The organism is Frigoribacterium sp. CFBP 13605 (assembly GCF_014839405.1).
Classification (GTDB): domain Bacteria; phylum Actinomycetota; class Actinomycetes; order Actinomycetales; family Microbacteriaceae; genus Frigoribacterium.
Genome location: NZ_JACYNS010000002.1, coordinates 41,537 through 61,461, shown reverse-complemented (window position 1 = coordinate 61,461; position 19,925 = coordinate 41,537). Strand labels below are relative to the sequence as shown.

The following is a 19,925-nucleotide window of genomic DNA, read 5'->3' as shown; positions in this document are numbered from 1 at the left end:
CAGCCCAGACGGAGAACATGAACCCGCGCATCCTCGTGGTCGACGACGACCCGGCGCTCGCCGAGATGATCGGCATCGTCCTTCGCGCCGACGAGTTCGACCCCCACTTCTGCGGCGACGGCGCGGCCGCCCTCGAGGCGTTCCACGAGGCCTCACCCGACCTCGTCCTGCTCGACCTGATGCTGCCCGGCCTCGACGGCATCGAGGTCTGTCGCCTCATCCGGGCCGAGAGCGGCGTGCCGATCATCATGCTGACGGCGAAGGGCGACACGGCCGACGTGGTCCGCGGTCTCGAGAGCGGGGCCGACGACTACGTGGTCAAGCCGTTCAACCCGAAAGAACTCGTCGCGCGCATCCGCACCCGGCTCCGCCCGGCCACCGAGCCCACGAACGACGTGCTCACGGTGGGTGACCTCCGCCTGGACGTCGCCGCGCACGAGGTGCGGCGCGGTGACACCCCGATCGCCCTGACCCCGCTCGAGTTCGAGCTGCTGCTCGCGCTCGCCTCGAAGCCGCAGCAGGTCTTCACGCGCGAGATGCTGCTCGAACAGGTCTGGGGTTACCACTACAAAGCCGACACCCGTCTGGTGAACGTGCACGTGCAGCGGCTTCGCGCCAAGGTGGAGCACGATCCGGACGCGCCCCGCATCGTCACGACCGTGCGCGGCGTCGGGTACCGCGCCGGCGCGGGTTCGTAGCCCGGTCGGGTGGCGCTCGTGTCGACGGTCGCGGGGCCCGACCAGGGCGGGCCCGTCCGCTCGGGCGGACCGTGGTCGTGGCGGGCACCGGCGTGGCGCACGTGGCCGACCCGGGTGGTCGGCTTCTGGCGGTCGTCGTTGTCGTTCCGCACCGTCGCGCTCACGGTGGTGCTGTCGACCGTCGCCGTGACCGTGATCGGCACGCTCATCTCGGTGACGATCGGCACGAGCCTCTACGACCAGCGCCGGGAGCAGGTCGAGGCCGAGAGCGTCCGGGCGACGCTCCTCGCGCAGAACATCTTCGACTCGGCCACCGCCACCGAGGACGCCAACCAGGTCGAGCTCGACGCGCTGCAGAACGAGGCCCAGACCGCCATCCTGGGTTCGACCTCGAGCCCGGGCGGGACGAGCATCGCGATCCTCCGGACGCCGGGGCAGAACAGCCCGCAGACCATCCAGAACATCGCCAGCCCCGACTTCCCCGACTCCGTGATCTCGCCGGCCCTCCGCGAGGCGGTGGCGGCGGACGACGAGCGTCTCTCGATGCAGTCGGTGTCGCTCCCTCCGACCTCGCAGGGCGGGGGCTCGCCGGGCATCGCGGTCGGCTCGACCCTGCAGGTGCCCACCGCGGGCCAGTACGAGCTCTACCTCGTCTACGACCTCAGCGACGCGCAGGCCACGCTCGACCTCATGCAACGGACCCTCGGCATCGGCTCGCTGGCACTCGTGCTGTTGATCGCGGCGATCACCTACCTCGTCGTCCGCCTGGTCGTGGGGCCGATCCGCACAGCGGCCGAGACCAGCCAGAAGATCGCGGCCGGCCACCTGGAAGAACGCATCCCCGAGAAGGGGCAGGACGTCGTGGCCACGCTCGGGCGCTCCTTCAACGGGATGGCCGACGCCATGCAGCGCCAGATCTCGCAGCTGGCCGAGCTGTCGCGCGTCCAGCAACGCTTCGTGAGCGACGTCTCGCACGAGTTGCGCACGCCGCTGACCACGATCCGGCTGGCCGGCGACGTCCTCTACGACCAGCGCACGTCGTTCACGCCCTCGGCCGCCCGGACGGCCGAGCTGCTGCACACCCAGGTCGACCGGTTCGAGCTGCTCCTCGCCGATCTGCTCGAGATCTCGCGGTTCGACGCCGGTGCCGTCGAGCTGGACACCGAGCCCGTCACGGTCGTCCGTCTCGTCGAGGACGGTGTCGACGAGTTCGGGCCGCTCGCCGCCGGGTCCGGCAGCGTCGTCTCGGTCGTCGCCCGGGGCGGGTACTTCGAGGCCGAGATCGACCCGCGGCGGCTGCGCCGCATCCTGCGCAACCTGCTGGGCAACGCCATCGAACACGGCGAGGGGCGGCCGATCGAGGTCGAGGTCGACAGCGACGCCACGGCCGTCGCGGTGGCCGTCCGCGACCACGGTGTGGGCATGAGCCCGGCCGATGCCTCGCGCGTGTTCGACCGGTTCTGGCGGGCCGATCCCTCTCGCAAGCGCACCATCGGGGGCACCGGGTTGGGCCTGGCGATCAGCCTCGAGGACGCGGCCCTGCACGGCGGCCGGCTCGAGGTCTGGTCCGAGCCGGGCTCGGGCAGCCGGTTCGTCGTCACCCTGCCCCGCGTGGCGGGCGGTCGCATCGAGGGGGCGCCCCTGCCGGTCGTGCCGCCGGACCGTCGGGGCGAGACGACCGTGCCGGTGACGGGCGAACCGTGGTCGGGTTCGGTCCCGGTGGCCGAGACGCCGGGCGTGCCGATCCCGTCGCGGTCGGCGGGGGGTGCCGACGATGACTGACCCACGACGGAACGCCCGGCGGGGCCGCTGGTCCGTGGTGCTGGCGGTCCTCGTGGGCGCCGCGATCACCCTGACCGGGTGCGTCGGCATCCCGGACGCCGGTCAGGTGCAGCAGGGCGACACCGTCAGCGACGACGTGGTCAGCGACTTCGTGTTCCGGCCCAACGGGCCGGTCGCCGGCAGTTCGCAAGAGAGACTGCTGCGCGATTTCCTCTCGGCGGGCACCGGGTCCCAGGACAACTACGGGGTGGCCCGGCAGTTCCTCAGCGCCGGCTTCGCCGACGAGTGGGAGCCGCGGGCCAGCGTCACCATCAGGCCCGGGGTCGGGTCGACCTCGCGGGTCGGCGGGTCGACGCTCGACTACGCGTTCGTGGGCTCGGCGACGGTCGACTCGGCGGGGCACTACACGCCGGCCACGTCCTCCACGACGACGTCCCTGGCGTTCTCCTTCGTCCGCGAGGGCGGCGAGTGGCGCATCAGCGACGCCCCCGACGGCATCGTCCTCTCGCCGGCCACGTTCGACTCGGTCTTCCGGTCGCACGCCGCCTACTTCTACGACCCCACCTTCACCTATCTCGTGCCCGACGAGCGGTGGTTCCTCGCACGGTCGTCGACGAGCACGCGCCTCGCGACGGCCCTGCTCGACGGACCGTCGGACTGGCTGCAGGGTGCCGTCGTCTCGGCCTTCCCCGAGGGCACCCAGCTGTCGTTGACGGCCATCACGGTCGACGACGGGACGGCCCGCGTCGACCTCACCGCCGACGCCCTCGAGGCGACCCCCGCCGCCCGGGCCCGGATGCAGGCGCAGCTGCTGGCGAGCTTCTCGACCCTCGCGACCGTGACCGCCGTCGAGCTCAGCGTCGAGGGCGCGCCTCTGACCGTGCCGGCCATGCAGCAGCCCGTGCCGGTGCGCGACCCCGCGGTCGACGCCCGGCCCCTCGTGCTGGCCGACGGCGTGCTGGGATTCGCCACCACGAGCGCCACGAGCCAGCTCCCGGGCCTCTCGGACGCGGTGGAGGCGCTCCGCCCCCGGTCGGTCGAGCTGTCCGCAGACCAGACGGCCGCCGCCGTCGGCACCTCGTCGGGCGCGTACGCGGTCACCTCTCAGGGAGGAGCCCGGTTGGTCGACGCCCGGACCGGACTCGTCGCCCCCTCGCTCGACGACGCGGGATTCGTCTGGTCGCTCGTCGCCGACGACCCGACGAGCCTCACGGCGTACGCCCTCGACGGCACGCCCCACCCCGTGGTGACGTCGCTCCCCGCGGGGCCGAGCGTCACGACCTTCCGCATCTCGCGCGACGGCACCCGCGCGTTGCTGCTGCTCGACGACCAGGGCGAGTCGCGCCTCCTCGTGGCCGCCGTCGTGCGGGACGCCGACGGGGTCCCGCTCCGGCTGGGCCCGACCCTCGAACTGTCGGCTCCGGACGGCGCCCCCGTCGACGCGACCTGGGCGGACCAACTGACCGTCGCCGTCCTGACCACCGTCGGGGAGTCGTCACGGGTGACGATGTCCGAGGTCGGCGGGGACTCCTCGAGCGCCGGCCGTCCGTCGGGCGAGGCGGTCGCGATCGTCGGGGGCAACGGCTTCGACCGACTGCTGCTGCTGGGTGCCGACGGCGACGTGCTCGAACCCCGGGGCAGCAGCTGGCAGGCCACGGGGTTGACGGCCGACCTGGTGGCGACCCAGCGCTGACGCCCCGGGTCGCCTCCTCCCCAGGGCAGGTGGGGGGTAGGTCGTCCTCCTCCGACGACGGAGGCGCGGCGTGCGCACCCGGGGGAGTCCACGCTGTCGGTGTGCCCCGGTCGCCTCGTCCCCGTCCCGCCGTCGATGCGCGGGACGCCCTGGTGCGGGCCGTCCGCGAGGCGCTGTCCGTCGTGTCGCCCGTCTCGTGCGCGGGCTGCCACGCCCCGGACGTCGGCCTGTGCCGCGACTGCCGGGGCCGGCTCGTCCCCGAGGTCGTCCGGATCGACCTCCCCGACGGGCTGACCGTCTTCGCCGGACTCGTCTACGCCTTCGAGGCGCGGGGCGTCGTGTTGGCCTTCAAGAACGGCGGACGCGTGCGCCTGGCCGAGGTGCTCGCCCCGGCTCTCGGTGCCGCTCTCCGGTCCTGCGCCGGTCAGGTGGCGGCCGAGGGGGCACCCGACGGGGACGCGCGCCCGGGCGATCGGTCGCTGCTGGTCGTCCCGGTGCCGGCGTCACGACGGGGGCGGCGTCGGCGGGGCTACGACCCGGTCGACCTGGTGCTGCGTCGGCTCGGTCTCGTGGTGGGCTCGCGCGTCCTCGTGCCGACGGCGCGGGCCGGCGGCGGACAGAAGGGCCGCGACCGACAGCAGCGTCTGAGGGACCGCGAGGGCAGCCTCCGCGCCACCCGCGATCTCACGGGGTCGCAGGTGGTCCTCGTCGACGACGTCGTGACGACCGGGGGCACCCTCCAGGAGGCGCGTCGTGCGCTGGTCGCCCGGGGCGCGATCGTGGTCGGTGCGGCGTGCGTGGCCGCCACCCCGTCGGGCTCGGGCGCCGGTCGCCCCTGAGCGAACGGTGAACGGTGCGTGACACGGGGGTGTCCGGGTGGCTACGGTGGGGCGAAAGGCGTGAAAGGACATCCGCCTGGCTGACAGGCGGCACGTCGATAGCCACAGGAGGTCGTCATGGAAATTTCCGTCACGGGTCGAAACGTCGGCATCACCGATCGTTTCCGCGAGTACGCCACCGAGAAGGCAGACAAGGTCGCCGCGCTGGCCACGAAGGCCCTCGCCCTCGAGGTCAAGGTGTCGCGGCACCACGAGAAGTCCGGTGGGCAGGCGGGCGACGACCGGGTCGAGATCACGCTGATCGGCCCCGGCCCCCTCGTGCGGGCCGAGTCCACGGCCGCCGACAAGTACGCGGCGTTCGACCTCGCGATCGGTCGGCTCCTCGAACGGGTGCGCCGGGCGAAGGACCGGCAGAAGATCCATCGCGGGCAACACCGACCGACGTCGCTGCGCGAGGCGGCCACGGCCGACTTCAGCGGCGTGGGTGTCACCCCCGCCGCGGCGGAGACGCTCGACCAGGTCCGCACCGGGGCCGTGACGGTGGTGGGCGACGAGGCCCCCGCCGACGAACTCGAAGAGGAGTACTGCCCCGTGGTCATCCGCGAGAAGGTCTTCGCGTCGACGCCCATGTCGGTCGACGACGCGCTCTACTACATGGAGCTCGTCGGCCACGACTTCTACCTCTTCATCGACGCCGAGACCGAGCGTCCGAGCGTCGTGTACCGCCGCAAGGGCTGGGACTACGGCGTGATCGGGCTCGACCAGGACTCGCCCGACCTGCAAGAGACGGCGACGGCCCTGCGGGCGGGTCTGGCGAGCTGACCTCCTGACCCACCGGGTGGCCGACACCCCGGGAGGCGCGGGCACGTCCCTGTCGCCTCCCAGGGGGTCGGCCACTACGCTTGCTACGATCGTGGGCCGGTCCAGGACGGACCTTCGACACCTCGGTGCTCCGATGCGGATCACCTCAGCGAGACCGCGGAGCGTTCCGCGGGTTCGACCGAACACATGGGAGCACACCAGTGGCCAACGTCCTCGAGAAGGTCCTCCGCGTCGGCGAGGGCCGCACGCTGCGCAAGCTGAAGGCCTACGCCAAGGCGGTCAACGAGCTCGAGGACGACTTCACGACCCTCACCGACGACGAGCTGCGCAACGAGACCGTCGAGCTGCGCGAGCGGTACGCGTCGGGTGAGTCGCTCGACGACCTCCTGCCCGAGGCCTTCGCCGCCGTCCGCGAGGCGTCCAAGCGCACCCTGGGCCTCCGGCACTTCGACGTGCAGCTGATGGGTGGCGCGGCCCTGCACCTCGGCAACATCGCCGAGATGAAGACCGGTGAGGGCAAGACGCTCGTCGCCACCACGGCGGCGTACCTGAACGCCATCGCGTCGCGCGGCGTGCACGTCATCACGGTCAACGACTTCCTCGCCAGCTACCAGTCCGAGCTCATGGGGCGCGTCTTCCGGGCGCTCGGCATGACGACCGGGTGCATCCTGTCGGGCCAGACCCCGGCCGAGCGTCGCGAGATGTACGCCGCCGACATCACGTACGGCACCAACAACGAGTTCGGCTTCGACTACCTCCGCGACAACATGGCCTGGCAGGCGCAGGACATGGTGCAGCGTGGCCACTTCTTCGCGATCGTCGACGAGGTCGACTCGATCCTGATCGACGAGGCCCGCACGCCGCTGATCATCTCGGGCCCGTCGTCGGGCGAGGCCAACCGGTGGTTCACCGAGTTCGCCACGGTCGCCCGGCGCCTCGTCGCGGGCACCGACTACGAGGTCGACGAGAAGAAGCGCACCGTCGGGGTCCTCGAACCCGGCATCGAGAAGGTCGAGGACTACCTCGGCATCGACAACCTGTACGAGTCGGCGAACACCCCGCTCATCTCGTTCCTCAACAACGCCATCAAGGCCGACGCGCTGTTCAAGCGCGACAAGGACTACGTCGTCATCAACGGCGAGGTCCTGATCGTCGACGAGCACACGGGTCGCATCCTCAGCGGTCGCCGCTACAACGAGGGCATCCACCAGGCCATCGAGGCGAAAGAGGGCGTGACGGTCAAGGCCGAGAACCAGACCCTCGCGACGGTCACCCTCCAGAACTACTTCCGCCTCTACAAGAAGCTCTCCGGCATGACCGGTACGGCCGAGACCGAGGCCGCCGAGTTCATGAGCACCTACAAGCTCGGCGTCGTGCCCATCCCGACGAACCGTCCGATGCAGCGCATCGACCAGACCGACCTCGTCTACAAGAACGAGACGAGCAAGTTCGACCAGGTCGTCGAAGACATCGTCGAGCGGCACGAGAAGGGCCAGCCCGTGCTGGTCGGCACGACCAGCGTCGAGAAGAGCGAGTACCTCTCGCGACTGCTCGCCAAGAAGGGCGTCAAGCACGAGGTGCTCAACGCCAAGAACCACGCTCGAGAGGCCGCCATCGTGGCCCAGGCCGGTCGCGCCGGCGCCGTGACCGTCGCCACCAACATGGCCGGTCGCGGGACGGACATCATGCTCGGCGGCAACGCCGAGTTCCTCGCCGTCGCCGAGATGAACGCCAAGGGTCTCAGCCCGGTGGACACCCCCGACGAGTACGAGGCCGCGTGGGACGACGTCTTCGCCGCCCAGAAGGCCGCCGTGCAAGAAGAGGCCGACAAGGTCATCGACGCCGGTGGGTTGTACGTCCTCGGCACCGAGCGCCACGAGTCGCGTCGCATCGACAACCAGCTGCGCGGTCGGTCGGGTCGTCAGGGCGACCCCGGTGAGAGCCGTTTCTACCTGTCGCTGACCGACGACCTGATGCGCCTGTTCAACTCGGGCGCCGCCGAGTCGTTGATGGGTCGCGGCAACGTGCCCGACGACCTCGCCATCGAGAACAAGATCGTGGGGCGGGCCATCCGCTCGGCCCAGTCGCAGGTCGAGTCGCGCAACGCCGAGATCCGCAAGAACGTCCTCAAGTACGACGACGTCCTCAACCGTCAGCGCGAGGCCATCTACGGGGACCGTCGCCACATCCTCGAGGGCGACGACCTGAAGGACCGCAGCCAGAAGTTCCTCGAGGACGTCGTCAACGAGGTCATCGACCAGCACACGGGTGACGGCAGCCCCGACGACTGGGACCTCGACGCCCTCTGGACCGAACTCGGCACCCTGTACCCGATCTCGATCACCATCGACGAGGTCATCACCGAGGCCGGCTCGAAGGGCAAGGCGACCCGGGCGTTCCTCGGGCAGGAGATCCTCTCCGACGCCAAGGTCGCCTACGAGGCGCGCACCGAGACCCTCGGCGAGCCCGCCATGCGCGAACTCGAGCGTCGGGTCGTGCTGTCGGTCATCGACCGTCGCTGGCGCGACCACCTCTACGAGATGGACTACCTGAAGGACGGCATCGGTCTCCGCGCGATGGCCCAGAGAGATCCGCTCGTCGAGTACCAGCGCGAGGGCTACGCCCTGTTCCAGAGCATGATGGGCCAGATCCGCGAAGAGACCGTGGGCTTCCTGTTCAACCTCGAGGTCGAGGTGCAGGGCCAGGTCGGCGCCACCGAGGCACCGGTCATCGCGGCCAAGGGGCTCGAGGCCGAGAAGCAACCGCAGACCCAGCTGGCCTACTCGGCTCCCAACATCGACGGCGAGGTCGAGGTGCGCAACCAGCGCGGTCAGCTCGAGAAGGGTGCGACCGCGAAGGCCCAGAAGGCTCAGGACGAAGCCGAGCGTTCCGATTCGCCCGAGATCGCGGCGGCTCGCGCCTCCGGTGGCCCGGCGGCACGTCAGGCCGACGACGGCAAGGTCGGCGCCTTCGGCCAGAAGACCGCCGGCGGCGAGGCTCCGGTGAACCGTGCCGATCGCCGAGCGGCCGGTAAGAAGACCCGCTGATCCCGTCGTCCGAACGACGATCGACGCGCCCCCGAGCCTGGCTCGGGGGCGCGTCGTCCGTCCGCGGTGACCGGGCCGACCGTCAGAGCACGTGCACGGCCGCTGCTCGCCACCGGCTGTCGTAGGTCTCGAGTCGGACGGCGACCGCTCGGCTCCGAGCGCGGCCGTGCACGACGACGACGGATTCGATCACCCCGTCGGCGGGCGAACTCGACCGGATGCCGCCGATCGTGAACACCGGTCGCCGAGCACGCATGCCGTGTGCGGACCGGGCCCGGGTGGCCAGGACGACCCGCTTGTGCAGGGTGCGGTAGACGTCCTCGGTGACCCACCGCGAGACCTGGTCGAGTTCTCGTGCCCCGGCCAGGATCTCGACGACGCAGCGGACCAGGTTCTCGACGAGCAGGTCCGGATCGTCCGGGAAGGGGGACCCGGACGAGGTGCCGCCACGAGGGACCGTGCGGACGGCAGGTCGGGGACCGGATGGTCGACCCTCCGACGGCCCACCCCCGGGCACGGGGTCGGTCGGGCCCGGGTTCGCGAGCGGCGGGACGGGCCTCAGGTGCGGCCGAGGCGGTGCGGTGGGCCCCTGGGGCTCGACGAGGGCGAGGGCGTGGTGGTTCGAGGGCATGGGCAGTCTTCCTGTTCACGTGCGTCCGGGCATGACTAGAAGATATGACATGTGAGATTGCAAAACCAGACCGACTCGACGGTCTGTGGAGAAGCGGTGGTCGGGTCCTCCCGCCGGGGAGTGGCCGACGTCGCCGGACGGACCGTCGACCTAGACTGGGCGGGTGTCGACGCTCAGTGATCTCGTTCTCGCCCAGGGCCTCTCGAGCGAGGTGGACGTCGAGTGGTTGCACCTGCTGGTGGGGGACTGGCAGCTGCTCGCCGACCTCGCCTTCGCGGACATCGTCCTCTGGGTCCCCACGCAGACCGACAGCTTCGTCGCCGTCGCCCACGCCCGGCCCTCGAGTTCGGCCACGCTCTTCTACCGCGACTTCGTCGGACAAGAGGTGCGGCCCGAGTGGCGCGAGCAGATCGAGCAGGCGTTCACGACGACCCGCATCGTCGACTCGGCCGCACCCGACTGGTACGAAGAGACGCCCACGCGCGTCCGGGCCGTGCCCGTGCTCCGCCGCCTGGGGGCCAGCCGGCCCGACGTGACCGACGCACCGATCGCCATCATCACGAGGCACACGAACCTCAGCGAGGCGCGCACGCCGAGCCGTCAAGAACTGACCTTCAACCAGTGCTCCAACGACCTCTTCGCCATGATCGCCGCCGGCGACTTCCCCGACCTGGGGGCGCCGACGGGTCCGCGACGGGGCGCACCCCGCGCCTCCGACGGGCTGCTGCGCCTCGACGTCGACGGCATGGTCACGTTCGCCAGCCCCAACGGCCTGTCGGCCTTCAACCGCATGGGGTTCGCCGGCGAGCTCGAAGGCGAGTCGCTGGCCGAGGTCACCACCGGCCTGCTCGCGGGCAAGCTCGTGATCGACGAGTCCCTGCCGTTGGTCGTCACGGGCCGGGCGCCCTGGCGCACCGACATCGAGGCGCGCGGGGTCACGGTGTCGCTGCGCGCGATCCCGCTGCGTGACCGTGGTGAGCGCGTCGGGGCGATCGTCCTCTGTCGCGACGTGACCGAGTTGCGTCACCAAGAGCGCGAGCTGATCACCAAGGACGCCACGATCCGCGAGATCCACCACCGGGTCAAGAACAACCTGCAGACCGTCGCCTCTCTGCTGCGCATCCAGGCACGTCGTACCCACACCGACGTCGCCCGTGAGGCACTGACGCAGGCCATGCGCAGAGTGCAGTCGATCGCCGTCGTGCACGACACGCTGTCCGAGGGGCTCAGCCAGAACGTCGACTTCGACACCGTCTTCGACCGGGTCCTCATGCTGATCGCCGAGGTCGCGTCGAGTCACAACACGACGGTCCGCCCCACCATGACGGGCAGTTTCGGTGCCCTGCCGAGCGAGTACGCGACGCCCCTGGCCCTCGCCCTGACCGAACTCGTGACGAACGCCGTCGAGCACGGCCTCGACGGTCGCGACGGCGAGGTCGAGATCGTCGCCGACCGTCGGGCGGAAGAGTTGACGGTCAAGGTGCGCGACAACGGGGTCGGGCTGCCCGAGGGCAAGGTCGGCTCGGGGCTCGGCACCCAGATCGTCCGCACGCTGATCCAGGGCGAACTCGGTGGCACCATCGACTGGCACACCCTCGTCGGCAACGGCACCGAGGTCACCATCGAGATCCCGTTCCGCTGGCTCACCCAGCCCTGAGCCACAGCGGAGGCCGGCGACGACCCCGCCCCGGACGCGACGAAGCCCGGCACCTGCAATCAGGTGCCGGGCTTCGTCATCGGCCCCGAGGGCCGGAGGTCGACCGCAGCGGGCGGTCGACGGTCGATCAGCTGGCGCGGCGGGCGCGGGCCGCGCGACGCTTGAGCGCGCGACGCTCGTCTTCGCTCAGACCGCCCCAGACGCCGGAGTCCTGCGAGGTCTCGAGCGCGTACTGCAGGCAGGTCTCGGTCACGGTGCAGCGGCCGCACACGGCCTTGGCCTTGTCGATCTGGTCGACGGCGGGACCCGTGTTGCCGACGGGGAAGAAGAGCTCCGGGTCAGCCTGCAGGCAAGCGGCTTTGTCGCGCCAATCCATCGATGGGTACTCCTTAAAAGTGCAGAACCAGGCACGTCGAAGCGCCTGGTTCGGGATGGGGAAAGAGAAGAATTCGGGAGGCGCGCACCGCAATGTGCGCGTCACTTCGACCTCGAATATGGTCGCATACTGGTACGGCCAAATCAAGGATTTTTCGGAGGCTCACACGTGACCACAGCAGGCCCGGACGGCGCCCGAGACGAGACCGGTCGGTCTGCCGAGACCCGTCGACCCGCACTGCTCTGGGTCGTGATCGTGCTGCTCTCCGCCGAGTTCCTGCTGGTCGCCGCAACGGCGGCTTTCTTGCTCGTCGAGCTGCTCGTCGCCCGTCCCGACTCGTACCCGTCGGCCGTCGCGATCTTCGTCCTGACCCTGCTGGCGACCGCCTGGCTCGGGTCCATCGTGGTCGGCGCCCTGCGCGGCCGGGCCTGGATCAGGGGAGCGGCGATCGTGTGGCAGGTGCTGCAGTTCGCGGTCGGCATCGGCAGCCTGCAGGGCGTCTTCGCCAACCCGACCATCGGCCTCGCGCTCCTCGCGCCGGCCGTCGCCGTCGTGGTCCTGCTGCTCGTGCCGTCGGTCGTCGCGGCCACCTCGGCCCGCGACTCGGACCCCCACGTCTACTGACCGACCCGCCCGCCGCCGTCGCGAGACGACACGCAGGAGGCGCGGTGCCGGTCCTCGAGACCGGCGCCGCGCCTCCTGCGCTCCTCGTCGCCGAAGGGGTCAGTCGAGGCCGAGCTTCTTGCGGAGCGACGCCACGTGCCCCGTCGCCTTCACGTTGTACAGCGGCAGCTCGACGGCGCCCTGCTCGTCGACCACGAACGTCGAGCGGATCGTGCCCGTCACGATGCGCCCGTAGTTGTTCTTCTCGCCGTAGGCGCCGTACGCCTGGTGCACCGTCAGCTCGGGGTCGCTGAGCAGCGGGAAGTTCAGCCCCTGCTCGTCCTTGAACTCCTGCAGGGCGGCCGGCTCGTCCTTCGAGACGCCCAGCACCTGGTAGCCCGACGACTTCAACGAGTTGATGTTGTCGCGGAAGTCACACGCCTCCGTCGTGCAGCCCGGCGTCGACGCCGCCGGGTAGAAGTACACGATGACCTTCTGCCCCGAGTAATCCGCCAGCGAGACGGGCGAACCGCTCTCGTCGTCGAGGGTGAACGTCGGCGCGGCAGCGCCCTTCTCGAGCTTCGTGGACATGGTGCTCCGATCTGCGGGCGCCGCGGACGGCGCCGATGGTTCTGAGTGGGTCGGATCTCATGCTAGTGTTGACCGTCGTTGCGAGAGATCGCAGCACGCACCTCTAGCTCAATTGGCAGAGCAACTGACTCTTAATCAGTGGGTTCTCGGTTCAAGTCCGAGGGGGTGCACGAAAGAATTGGGTCCCCCGTGTTCTGCAGTCGCAGAAGCGGGGGATTCTTTCGTCGTATGGGTCTGGTCCGCTCCGCGGACCGCGGCCCACCTCGCACGGGGAATCAGCCGGGCCCGCCAGGTCGCCGTTGCTCGGGGGTGACGTCGCTTCGCTCGTCACGGGGGGTGACGTCGCTTCGCTCGTCACGGGGGTGACGTCGCTTCGCTCGTCACGGGGGGTGACGTCGCTTCGCTTGTCACGGGGGGTGACGTTGCTTTGCTCGTCACGGGGGAGTGAGGTTGCTTGGGTCGTCAGCGGGGGGAGACGGCAGGAGGCGCGGGCGGGGCGGCCCGCGCCTCCTGCGCTCAGGGGGTGGCGGGGTTACTGGCCGTCGCGGGGGACCTGCGAGGCGGCGTCGCGGCCGGTCACGGGGTACGGGCCCGTCATGCCCTCACGGAGGCGGGCGGCAGCCAGGATGCGGTCGCGCTGCAGGTGCCACCCGAGCATCAACAGAGGGATGATCACGACGAGCGACATGACCGTGAACGACCCGATCGGCCAGTCGATCGCCATCAGGACGACGACCGCGGCCAGGAAGGCCAGCGTCAGGTAGCTCGTGACCGGCGCCCCCGGCAGCCGGAACGAGGGCTCCTTGGCCTTGCCCTGCTTCGCCCACTGACGCAGTCGCATCTGGCAGAGGATGATCGTGCCCCACGCCGTCAGGATGCCCAGAGACGCGATGTTCAACACGATCTCGAACGCCGTGTTCGCCCCCACGATCGCGTTCAGCACGACGCCCAGCAGGGTGATGCTCGCGGTCAACAGGATGCCGCCGAACGGCACCCCGCCCTTCGACATCTTCGTCGTGAACTTCGGGGCCGAGCCGTTCATGCCCATCGAGTGCAACACGCGGCCGGTCGAGTACAGCCCGGCGTTAAGGCTCGACAGCGCGGCCGTCACGACCACGAAGTTCATGATCGACCCCGCGACGTCGCCCACCTCGGGGCTGCCGATGCTGCCGAAGAACGTGACGAACGGGCTCTCGCCCGCCTTGTAGGCCGTGTAGGGCAGCAGCAGCGAGAGCAGCACCAGCGACCCGACGTAGAAGACCGCGATGCGGATGATGACCGTGTTGATCGCGCGCGGCACGACCTTCTCGGGGTTCTGGGTCTCGCCCGACGCCGTGCCCACCAGCTCGATCGCGGCATAGGCGAAGACGACGCCCTGCACCACGATGACGGCCGGCAGCAGGCCGTTCGGCAGGATGCCCGACGACGCCACGAGGCCCCAGCCGGTGTCGACCGCGGCACCGTCGTGCGTTACGGGGAACGCCGCCGCGAGCCACACGACGCCGACCACGAGGAACACCACGAGAGCGGCGACCTTGATGATCGCGAACCAGAACTCCATCTCGCCGAAGACCTTCACGGCCAGCAGGTTGACCGAGAGCACCACGGCGAGGGCCACCAGGGCCAGCAGCCAGTCGGGTGCCGCGGTGAACGCCGACCAGTAGTGCAGGTACAAGGCGACCGCGGTGACGTCGACGATGGCCGTCATCGCCCAGTTCAGGAAGTACATCCACCCGGCCGCGTAGGCGAACTTCTCGCCGAAGAACTCGCGGGCGTACGAGACGAACGACCCCGAGGAGGGGCGGTGCAGCACCAGCTCGCCGAGGGCACGCAGGATGAAGAACGCGAAGACGCCACAGATCGCGAACACGATCGCGAGAGCCGGACCGGCCGAGGCCAGTCGACCGCCGGCGCCGAGGAAGAGCCCCGTGCCGATCGCCCCGCCGATGGCGATCATCTGCAGCTGACGCGGCTTGAGCCCGTGCTGGAAACCCTCTTGCTCGTGCGAGAAGTCTTGCGGGAGGTGCGTCTCGGTGGAGGCGTCGCCGTCCCCGTTCGTGGGACTCGTCATCGGTCGACCGTAGCCCCTATCGGTTTCGCCCGCATCACCGCCGCGAGACGGGCGAACCCCCAGGAGGCGCGGTGCCGATTCACATGCGGGTAACGAATGGGTGACGATCACCAGGCCCACAGGCATGGGCGACACGCCGGGACACAGGGTGGCCGGGGTACACCCGCGGCGACGTCGGGCCGGTTCGCAATTCGGATGGACGACGGATGTCGGCTACGGTCGTGGAGGCCCGGGAGACCGGGCCCGTCATCATCAGGACGCGCCGACCGATGGTCCGATCAGTTCGGGTTCCGGTCGTCGTACGGTCTGGTGGCGCGAGGGTCCGGTCCCATGACCGACCCGGCGGAGGACAGGTTCGCCCCGTGGTTCCACGGTGGGCTTGAGCCGACACGGTCCGCACGCGTCGTCGACCCGTTCGCCCGACCCGATCGCCGCCGACGGCGAACCGGCCCGAGCGGCCGGTGCCCCCTCGGCGCGCCTGGAGACACCTGTGACCACTACGCCTGCCGTGCGTGCCCGGAACCTGTACAAGGTGTTCGGCCGCCGACCCAAGGACGCCGTCGCCCGACTCGAGGCCGGCGCCTCCCGCTCCGAGGCCGCGGGCCTCGGCACCGCTGCCGTCATCGACGCCTCGTTCGACGTCCGGCCCGGCGAGATCTTCGTCGTGATGGGGCTCTCCGGCTCGGGCAAGTCGACCCTCATCCGCATGCTGAACGGCCTGCTCGAGCCCACGTCCGGCTCGGTCGAGGTCGCGGGCTCCGCGATCTCGGACGTCCCGGCCAAGCGGCTCCGCGAGGTGCGTCGGCAGAACGTGTCGATGGTGTTCCAGCACTTCGCGTTGCTGCCGCACCGCACCGTCATCGACAACGTCGCCTACGGCCTCGAGGTGCAGGGGGTCGCGAAGGCGGCTCGTCTGGCGAAGGCCCGGGAGGTCACCGAGATCGTCGGCCTCGCGGGTTGGGAGGACGAGCTGCCGAGCCAGCTCTCGGGCGGCATGCAGCAGCGCGTCGGCCTCGCCCGCGCCCTCGCCGCCGAGACCGACATCCTGCTGATGGACGAGGCGTTCTCGGCCCTCGACCCGCTGATCCGCCGCGAGATGCAGGAGCAGCTCGTCGAGCTGCAGGCGAAGCTCGGCAAGACGATCGTCTTCATCACCCACGACCTGAACGAGGCGATGTTCCTCGGGGACCGCATCGCCGTCATGCGCGACGGCCGCATCGTGCAGATCGGGACGCCCGAGGACATCCTCACCGACCCCGCCAACGACTACGTCGCCCAGTTCGTGCAGGACGTCGACCGGGCGCGGGTCCTCACGGCGGCCAGCGTCATGGAGCCCGCCCGGGCGGTCGTCCCGCTCACGGTCGGCCCCCGGGGCGCCCTGCGTTCCCTGCGCGACCTCCAGACCGCCGCCCTGTTCGTCACCGGCCGTGACCGCAAGCTCCTCGGCTGGGTGCGCGACCGGCACGTCATGCGCCAGGTCAAGGCGAACGACACCGACCTCGCCGCCATCGTCAACGCGGAGTTCTCGAAGGTCGGGCCCGAGGCCGCGCTGGTCGACCTCTTCGAGTTGGCGGTCGAGAGTCCGCTGCCGATCGCCGTCGTGGACGACGCCGACCGCCTGCTCGGCGTCATCCCCCGCGTGACCCTGCTCGCGGCGCTCGGCAACGTCGACACGACCACCTCGCCCATCCCCGTGCTCGAGCCCGTCACCCGCATCTCGGACGTCGAGCTCGACGCCACCCTCGAAGGAGCCACCCGATGAACGAGTACCTCCGCATCCCCTTCGGCTCCTGGGTCTCGGACGTCGTCGACTGGATCACCACCCACCTGGGCGGCTTCTTCGACGTCGTCCGCCTGGTCTTCACGTTCTTCTACGAGTGGGTCGCGTACTTCCTCGGCGCACCTCCCTTCTGGGCGGTCGTGATCGTGATCGCCGCCCTCGCCTTCGTCGCGAAGGGCTGGAAGTTCTCGCTCGGCACGGCCGTCGGCCTGCTGTTCATCGGAACGGTCAACCAGTGGGACAACGCGATGTCGAGCCTCGCCCTCGTGCTCGTCGCCAGCACGCTCGCCATCGCGCTGAGCATCCCTCTGGGCGTGCTCGCGGCGAAGTCGGGCGTCGCGTCGCAGATCATCCGGCCCGTGCTGGACTTCATGCAGACGACGCCCGCGTTCGTCTACCTCATCCCCGCCCTGCTGCTGTTCCGCGTCGGCGTCGTGCCCGGCATCGTCGCCACCATCGTCTTCGCCATGGCCCCCGGCGTCCGCCTGACCGAGCTCGGCATCCGCGGCGTCGACAAGGAGGTGGTCGAGGCCGGCCAGGCGTTCGGCTCGTCACCGTGGCGCATCCTGCGTCAGATCCAGCTGCCCCTCGCGAAGCCCAGCATCATGGCCGGCGTCAACCAGGTGATCATGCTCTCGCTCTCGATGGTCGTCATCGCCGGCATGGTCGGCGCGGGGGGACTGGGCGGCGACATCGTCGCGAGCCTCAACCGCATCGACGTCGGGCTGGGTGCCGAGGCCGGCATCTCGGTCGTCATCCTGGCGATCGTCCTCGACCGCATGACGGCGGCCCTCGGGTCCGACCGTCACGCCCGACGGCTGGCCCGGGCGCAGAACCGCCGGTCCGTCCCGCCGACCCCGGCCCCCGACCGCGCCGAGGCCGAGCAGCCCCTTCCCCCGGCCGACCGCCGCGAACCCGCGACGGCCTCGGCCTAGACCCCGACCACCTGCGGGACGGGAGCAGCACGTACCCACCCGACCCGCGCCTCCTGCACCACCCGAAAGGAACACATGAAGAAGCGCACCATCGCCGCATCGATCGCCCTCGGCACCACCGCCGTCCTCGGACTGGCCGCCTGCTCGCCTCCCGGCAGCGGCTCGTCGGCCGAGGGCGAGACCCTCGACAACGGCGACCAGGCCGTCGTCGACCTCGCCGTGTTCAACGGCTGGGACGAGGGCATCGCGGCCTCGTGGCTGTGGAAGACCGTCCTCGAGGACGAGGGCTACACGGTCAACCTCCAGCCGGCCGACGTGGCCCCCGTCTACAGCGGGCTCACCACCGACGACTACGACGTCGTGCTCGACACCTGGCTGCCGACCACCCACGCCTCGTACATCGAGCAGTACGGCGACGACCTGACCGATCTCGGCGCCTGGAACGACGGCGCCAAGCTCGCGGTCGCCGTGAACGAGGACGCCCCGATCGACTCGCTCGACGAGCTGGCGGCCAACGCGGACCTGTTCGGCGGCAAGATCGTCGGCATCGAGCCGGGTGCAGGCCTCACGGCCGCCGTCCAGGACGAGACCATCCCCACCTACGGCCTGAGCGACCTGCAGTTGCAGACCTCGTCGACCGCCGCCATGCTGACCGAGCTCAAGAGCGCGACCGACGCGGGCGAGAACATCGCGGTGACGCTGTGGAGCCCGCACTGGGCCTACGACGCGTTCCCCATCAAGGACCTCGCCGACCCCGAGGGCACCCTGGGCGACGCCGAGGGCATCCACTCGTTCGGCGGCAAGAGCTTCACGGCGGACTTCCCGCAGTTGACCGAGTGGCTGCAGGGCTTCGAGATGGACACCGAGACCCTGTCCTCGCTCGAGAACGCCATGTTCAACGGCGACGAGGTCGACGGCGACGACTACGCCCCCGTCGTCGAGAAGTGGATCTCCAAGAACCAGGACTACGTCGACGGCCTCACCAGCTGATCCGATCCGCCTAGGACGTCGCCCCGGCCGAGCCCCGCTCGCCCGGGGCGTCGTCGTACCGGGCGCCCGGCGGGGTGCCGGGGCGGGGCCCGGTGGGTGGGTGACGGAGCCGGGTGAAACCACAGCCGGACGACACCCGACGCACAGCGAACCCCGAGGTCACACCCCGGGAGGCGCGGGTAGCGTCGTCGACGGACGTCACCGAGACGTCGTCGCACCACCCGCACGAGCACCACGAGAGGCACCACCCGTGAGCACCACCGCACCGACCGACGTCCTGAGGAGAATGGCCCGCGTCATCACGCGCACCGTCTCGTCCGACCTCGTCCAGGTGTCGACCCCGGACCGCGTGCTCGGCCACGTCCGGGCCGAGCAGGGCGCCTTCGTCGCGCTCCGCGGCGCCGACCCCCGCTGGGGCGAGGTCGTCGGGCGGTACCCCTCCGAGGGGCTCGCCCTCGAGGCCCTGCGGCAGCGCAAGCGCTCGATCTGAACCGTCGCCTGGCCCGCCCGTCCGTGCGTCGCCGCCGGTAAGAGGCCCTCGGGGGCCTAGACGCCGACGCCCGCGAAGAACGACGTGAGCTGGCGCGTGATGCGCTCGCGCGCCTCCTCGTCCGAGATCGTGGCCGAACCGTCTCCGGACTGCGCGCCGTAGCTGCCGAACTGTGCGTGGTTCGACCCGTCGATCTCGACCATCGACGCGCTGCCCGGCAGCATGTCGCGGTAGGTCGCGATCTTCGCCGGGGTGCTGAGGCCGTCCTCGGACCCGCCGAGGCTGAGGACGGCCAACTCGTCGTCGTCCGAGAGGTCGGTCGTCGCGCAGTACGAGCCGATGAGCACCAGGGCGTCCACCGACCTGTCGTCGGCGGCGTACTGACAGGCACGCACCCCGCCGAGCGAGTGACCGCCGACCGCCCACGCGTCGACCTCGGGGGCGAGGTCGGTGAAGGTCGACAGCGGGCGGGGGTCGAGGATGCCGAACCCGAGCGTGGGTCGTTCGACGACGACGGTGACGCCGGTGGCGACGAGCCCCGCGAAGGTCTGTTCGTAGGCCTGCGGGTCGACCCGGGCACCGGCGACGAACACGAGACCCTGGCCGGTGGCGGCCGTCTCGGTCGGTCGCATCACGACCGTGTCGGGTCTGCTCGTCACCTCGACCCGTTCGTCGGCGGACACCGAGGCGAGCGAGGACGCCGTCGCCGACATCGGCGTCTTGGCCCAGACGAAGAACCCCGTGGCGGCGAGCACGACCACGGCGAACAGTCCGAGGGCCACGCCCTTGAGCACGCGTCGTCGCCGGGAGGCGTGACGCCGGGGAGGAGAGGGCGGGGCGGACTCGTGACGGGAAGCTGTGGATCGTCTCACCGTTCCATCGTCCCAGGGGCCAGCCGGGACGGAGCCGTGCGTCATGCG

17 protein-coding genes and 1 tRNA gene are annotated in these 19,925 nt (G+C 70.5%); 13 read left to right on the top strand and 5 right to left on the bottom strand.

Annotated elements, in window-relative coordinates:
- The first annotated feature begins 17 nt into the window (after positions 1-17).
- The 6 genes from mtrA to secA all read left to right on the top strand — a co-directional run bounded on the left by mtrA (position 18) and on the right by secA (position 8,881).
- A complete protein-coding gene (gene mtrA / locus IFT36_RS01410; RefSeq protein ID WP_056046282.1) occupies positions 18-698 on the top strand; it encodes an MtrAB system response regulator MtrA in 681 nt (226 codons plus the stop codon).
- A gap of 9 nt (positions 699-707) precedes the next feature.
- The gene (mtrB, locus tag IFT36_RS01405) at positions 708-2,480 is read left to right on the top strand and encodes an MtrAB system histidine kinase MtrB (RefSeq protein WP_233568357.1); all 1,773 of its coding nucleotides are present in this window, start codon (positions 708-710) and stop codon (positions 2,478-2,480) included.
- Positions 2,473-4,173, top strand: a complete 1,701-nt coding sequence (locus tag IFT36_RS01400) for an LpqB family beta-propeller domain-containing protein (RefSeq protein WP_157485337.1) — start codon at positions 2,473-2,475, stop codon at positions 4,171-4,173. The genes mtrB and IFT36_RS01400 overlap by 8 nt, the downstream gene beginning before the upstream one ends.
- Positions 4,174-4,274: 101 nt before the next feature.
- A complete protein-coding gene (locus tag IFT36_RS01395) occupies positions 4,275-5,012 on the top strand; it encodes a ComF family protein (RefSeq protein WP_162234604.1) in 738 nt (245 codons plus the stop codon).
- Positions 5,013-5,129: 117 nt separating this feature from the next.
- Positions 5,130-5,834: a ribosome hibernation-promoting factor, HPF/YfiA family gene (gene hpf, locus IFT36_RS01390; RefSeq protein WP_056046276.1), complete on the top strand. Its 705-nt coding sequence runs from the start codon at positions 5,130-5,132 to the stop codon at positions 5,832-5,834.
- Positions 5,835-6,034: 200 nt separating this feature from the next.
- Complete coding sequence (gene secA, locus IFT36_RS01385) at positions 6,035-8,881, top strand: preprotein translocase subunit SecA (protein ID WP_200412245.1); 2,847 nt, start codon at positions 6,035-6,037, stop codon at positions 8,879-8,881.
- 82 nt (positions 8,882-8,963) lie between these two features.
- On the opposite strand, the gene IFT36_RS16295 is transcribed toward secA, so the two are convergent.
- Positions 8,964-9,512, bottom strand: a complete 549-nt coding sequence (locus IFT36_RS16295) for an Rv3235 family protein (protein ID WP_249408412.1) — start codon at positions 9,510-9,512, stop codon at positions 8,964-8,966.
- Positions 9,513-9,675: 163 nt separating this feature from the next.
- Between IFT36_RS16295 and IFT36_RS01375 the strand changes: the two genes are divergently transcribed.
- Positions 9,676-11,169, top strand: a complete 1,494-nt coding sequence (locus IFT36_RS01375) for a sensor histidine kinase (RefSeq protein WP_173151150.1) — start codon at positions 9,676-9,678, stop codon at positions 11,167-11,169.
- 127 nt (positions 11,170-11,296) lie between these two features.
- Here IFT36_RS01375 and IFT36_RS01370 read toward each other — a convergent pair whose 3' ends face one another.
- A complete protein-coding gene (locus tag IFT36_RS01370; protein WP_043594001.1) occupies positions 11,297-11,545 on the bottom strand; it encodes a WhiB family transcriptional regulator in 249 nt (82 codons plus the stop codon).
- Positions 11,546-11,713: 168 nt separating this feature from the next.
- Between IFT36_RS01370 and IFT36_RS01365 the strand changes: the two genes are divergently transcribed.
- Positions 11,714-12,169 carry a hypothetical protein gene (locus IFT36_RS01365; RefSeq protein WP_200412244.1) on the top strand — a complete coding sequence of 152 codons (456 nt, stop codon included), beginning with the start codon at positions 11,714-11,716 and terminating at the stop codon, positions 12,167-12,169.
- A gap of 99 nt (positions 12,170-12,268) precedes the next feature.
- Here IFT36_RS01365 and bcp read toward each other — a convergent pair whose 3' ends face one another.
- The gene (gene bcp / locus IFT36_RS01360) at positions 12,269-12,739 is read right to left on the bottom strand and encodes a thioredoxin-dependent thiol peroxidase (protein WP_056046268.1); all 471 of its coding nucleotides are present in this window, start codon (positions 12,737-12,739) and stop codon (positions 12,269-12,271) included.
- A gap of 97 nt (positions 12,740-12,836) precedes the next feature.
- On the opposite strand from bcp, the gene IFT36_RS01355 reads away from it, so the two are divergent.
- A tRNA-Lys gene (locus tag IFT36_RS01355) sits at positions 12,837-12,909 on the top strand.
- Positions 12,910-13,271: 362 nt separating this feature from the next.
- Here the strand turns inward: IFT36_RS01355 and IFT36_RS01350 are convergent.
- Positions 13,272-14,810: an amino acid permease gene (locus IFT36_RS01350; RefSeq protein ID WP_200412243.1), complete on the bottom strand. Its 1,539-nt coding sequence runs from the start codon at positions 14,808-14,810 to the stop codon at positions 13,272-13,274.
- 490 nt (positions 14,811-15,300) lie between these two features.
- Between IFT36_RS01350 and IFT36_RS01345 the strand changes: the two genes are divergently transcribed.
- The 4 genes from IFT36_RS01345 to IFT36_RS01330 all read left to right on the top strand — a co-directional run bounded on the left by IFT36_RS01345 (position 15,301) and on the right by IFT36_RS01330 (position 19,005).
- Positions 15,301-16,572, top strand: coding sequence for a quaternary amine ABC transporter ATP-binding protein (locus IFT36_RS01345; RefSeq protein WP_200412242.1), 1,272 nt, complete (start codon positions 15,301-15,303; stop codon positions 16,570-16,572).
- On the top strand, positions 16,569-17,525 hold the full coding sequence (locus IFT36_RS01340) for an ABC transporter permease (protein ID WP_200412241.1): 957 nt from the start codon (positions 16,569-16,571) through the stop codon (positions 17,523-17,525). The genes IFT36_RS01345 and IFT36_RS01340 overlap by 4 nt, the downstream gene beginning before the upstream one ends.
- A 75-nt stretch (positions 17,526-17,600) precedes the next feature.
- Positions 17,601-18,515 (top strand): glycine betaine ABC transporter substrate-binding protein, encoded by a 915-nt coding sequence (locus IFT36_RS01335; protein ID WP_200412240.1) that lies wholly within the window; start codon positions 17,601-17,603, stop codon positions 18,513-18,515.
- 250 nt (positions 18,516-18,765) lie between these two features.
- Complete coding sequence (locus IFT36_RS01330) at positions 18,766-19,005, top strand: hypothetical protein (RefSeq protein ID WP_148053626.1); 240 nt, start codon at positions 18,766-18,768, stop codon at positions 19,003-19,005.
- Positions 19,006-19,061: 56 nt separating this feature from the next.
- On the opposite strand, the gene IFT36_RS01325 is transcribed toward IFT36_RS01330, so the two are convergent.
- A complete protein-coding gene (locus tag IFT36_RS01325) occupies positions 19,062-19,877 on the bottom strand; it encodes an alpha/beta hydrolase (protein WP_307784993.1) in 816 nt (271 codons plus the stop codon).
- Between the last annotated feature and the right edge of the window lie 48 nt (positions 19,878-19,925).

Excerpts from the sequence above, each read along its gene's own strand:
- mtrA (WP_056046282.1), top strand. The coding sequence starts at position 18 with ATGAACCCGCGCATCCTCGTGGTCGACGACGACCCGGCGCTCGCCGAG.
- IFT36_RS01400 (WP_157485337.1), top strand. The coding sequence starts at position 2,473 with ATGACTGACCCACGACGGAACGCCCGGCGGGGCCGCTGGTCCGTGGTG.
- hpf (WP_056046276.1), top strand. The coding sequence starts at position 5,130 with ATGGAAATTTCCGTCACGGGTCGAAACGTCGGCATCACCGATCGTTTC.
- IFT36_RS16295 (WP_249408412.1), bottom strand. The coding sequence starts at position 9,512 with ATGCCCTCGAACCACCACGCCCTCGCCCTCGTCGAGCCCCAGGGGCCC.
- IFT36_RS01370 (WP_043594001.1), bottom strand. The coding sequence starts at position 11,545 with ATGGATTGGCGCGACAAAGCCGCTTGCCTGCAGGCTGACCCGGAGCTC.
- bcp (WP_056046268.1), bottom strand. The coding sequence starts at position 12,739 with ATGTCCACGAAGCTCGAGAAGGGCGCTGCCGCGCCGACGTTCACCCTC.
- IFT36_RS01350 (WP_200412243.1), bottom strand. The coding sequence starts at position 14,810 with ATGACGAGTCCCACGAACGGGGACGGCGACGCCTCCACCGAGACGCAC.
- IFT36_RS01340 (WP_200412241.1), top strand. The coding sequence starts at position 16,569 with ATGAACGAGTACCTCCGCATCCCCTTCGGCTCCTGGGTCTCGGACGTC.
- IFT36_RS01335 (WP_200412240.1), top strand. The coding sequence starts at position 17,601 with ATGAAGAAGCGCACCATCGCCGCATCGATCGCCCTCGGCACCACCGCC.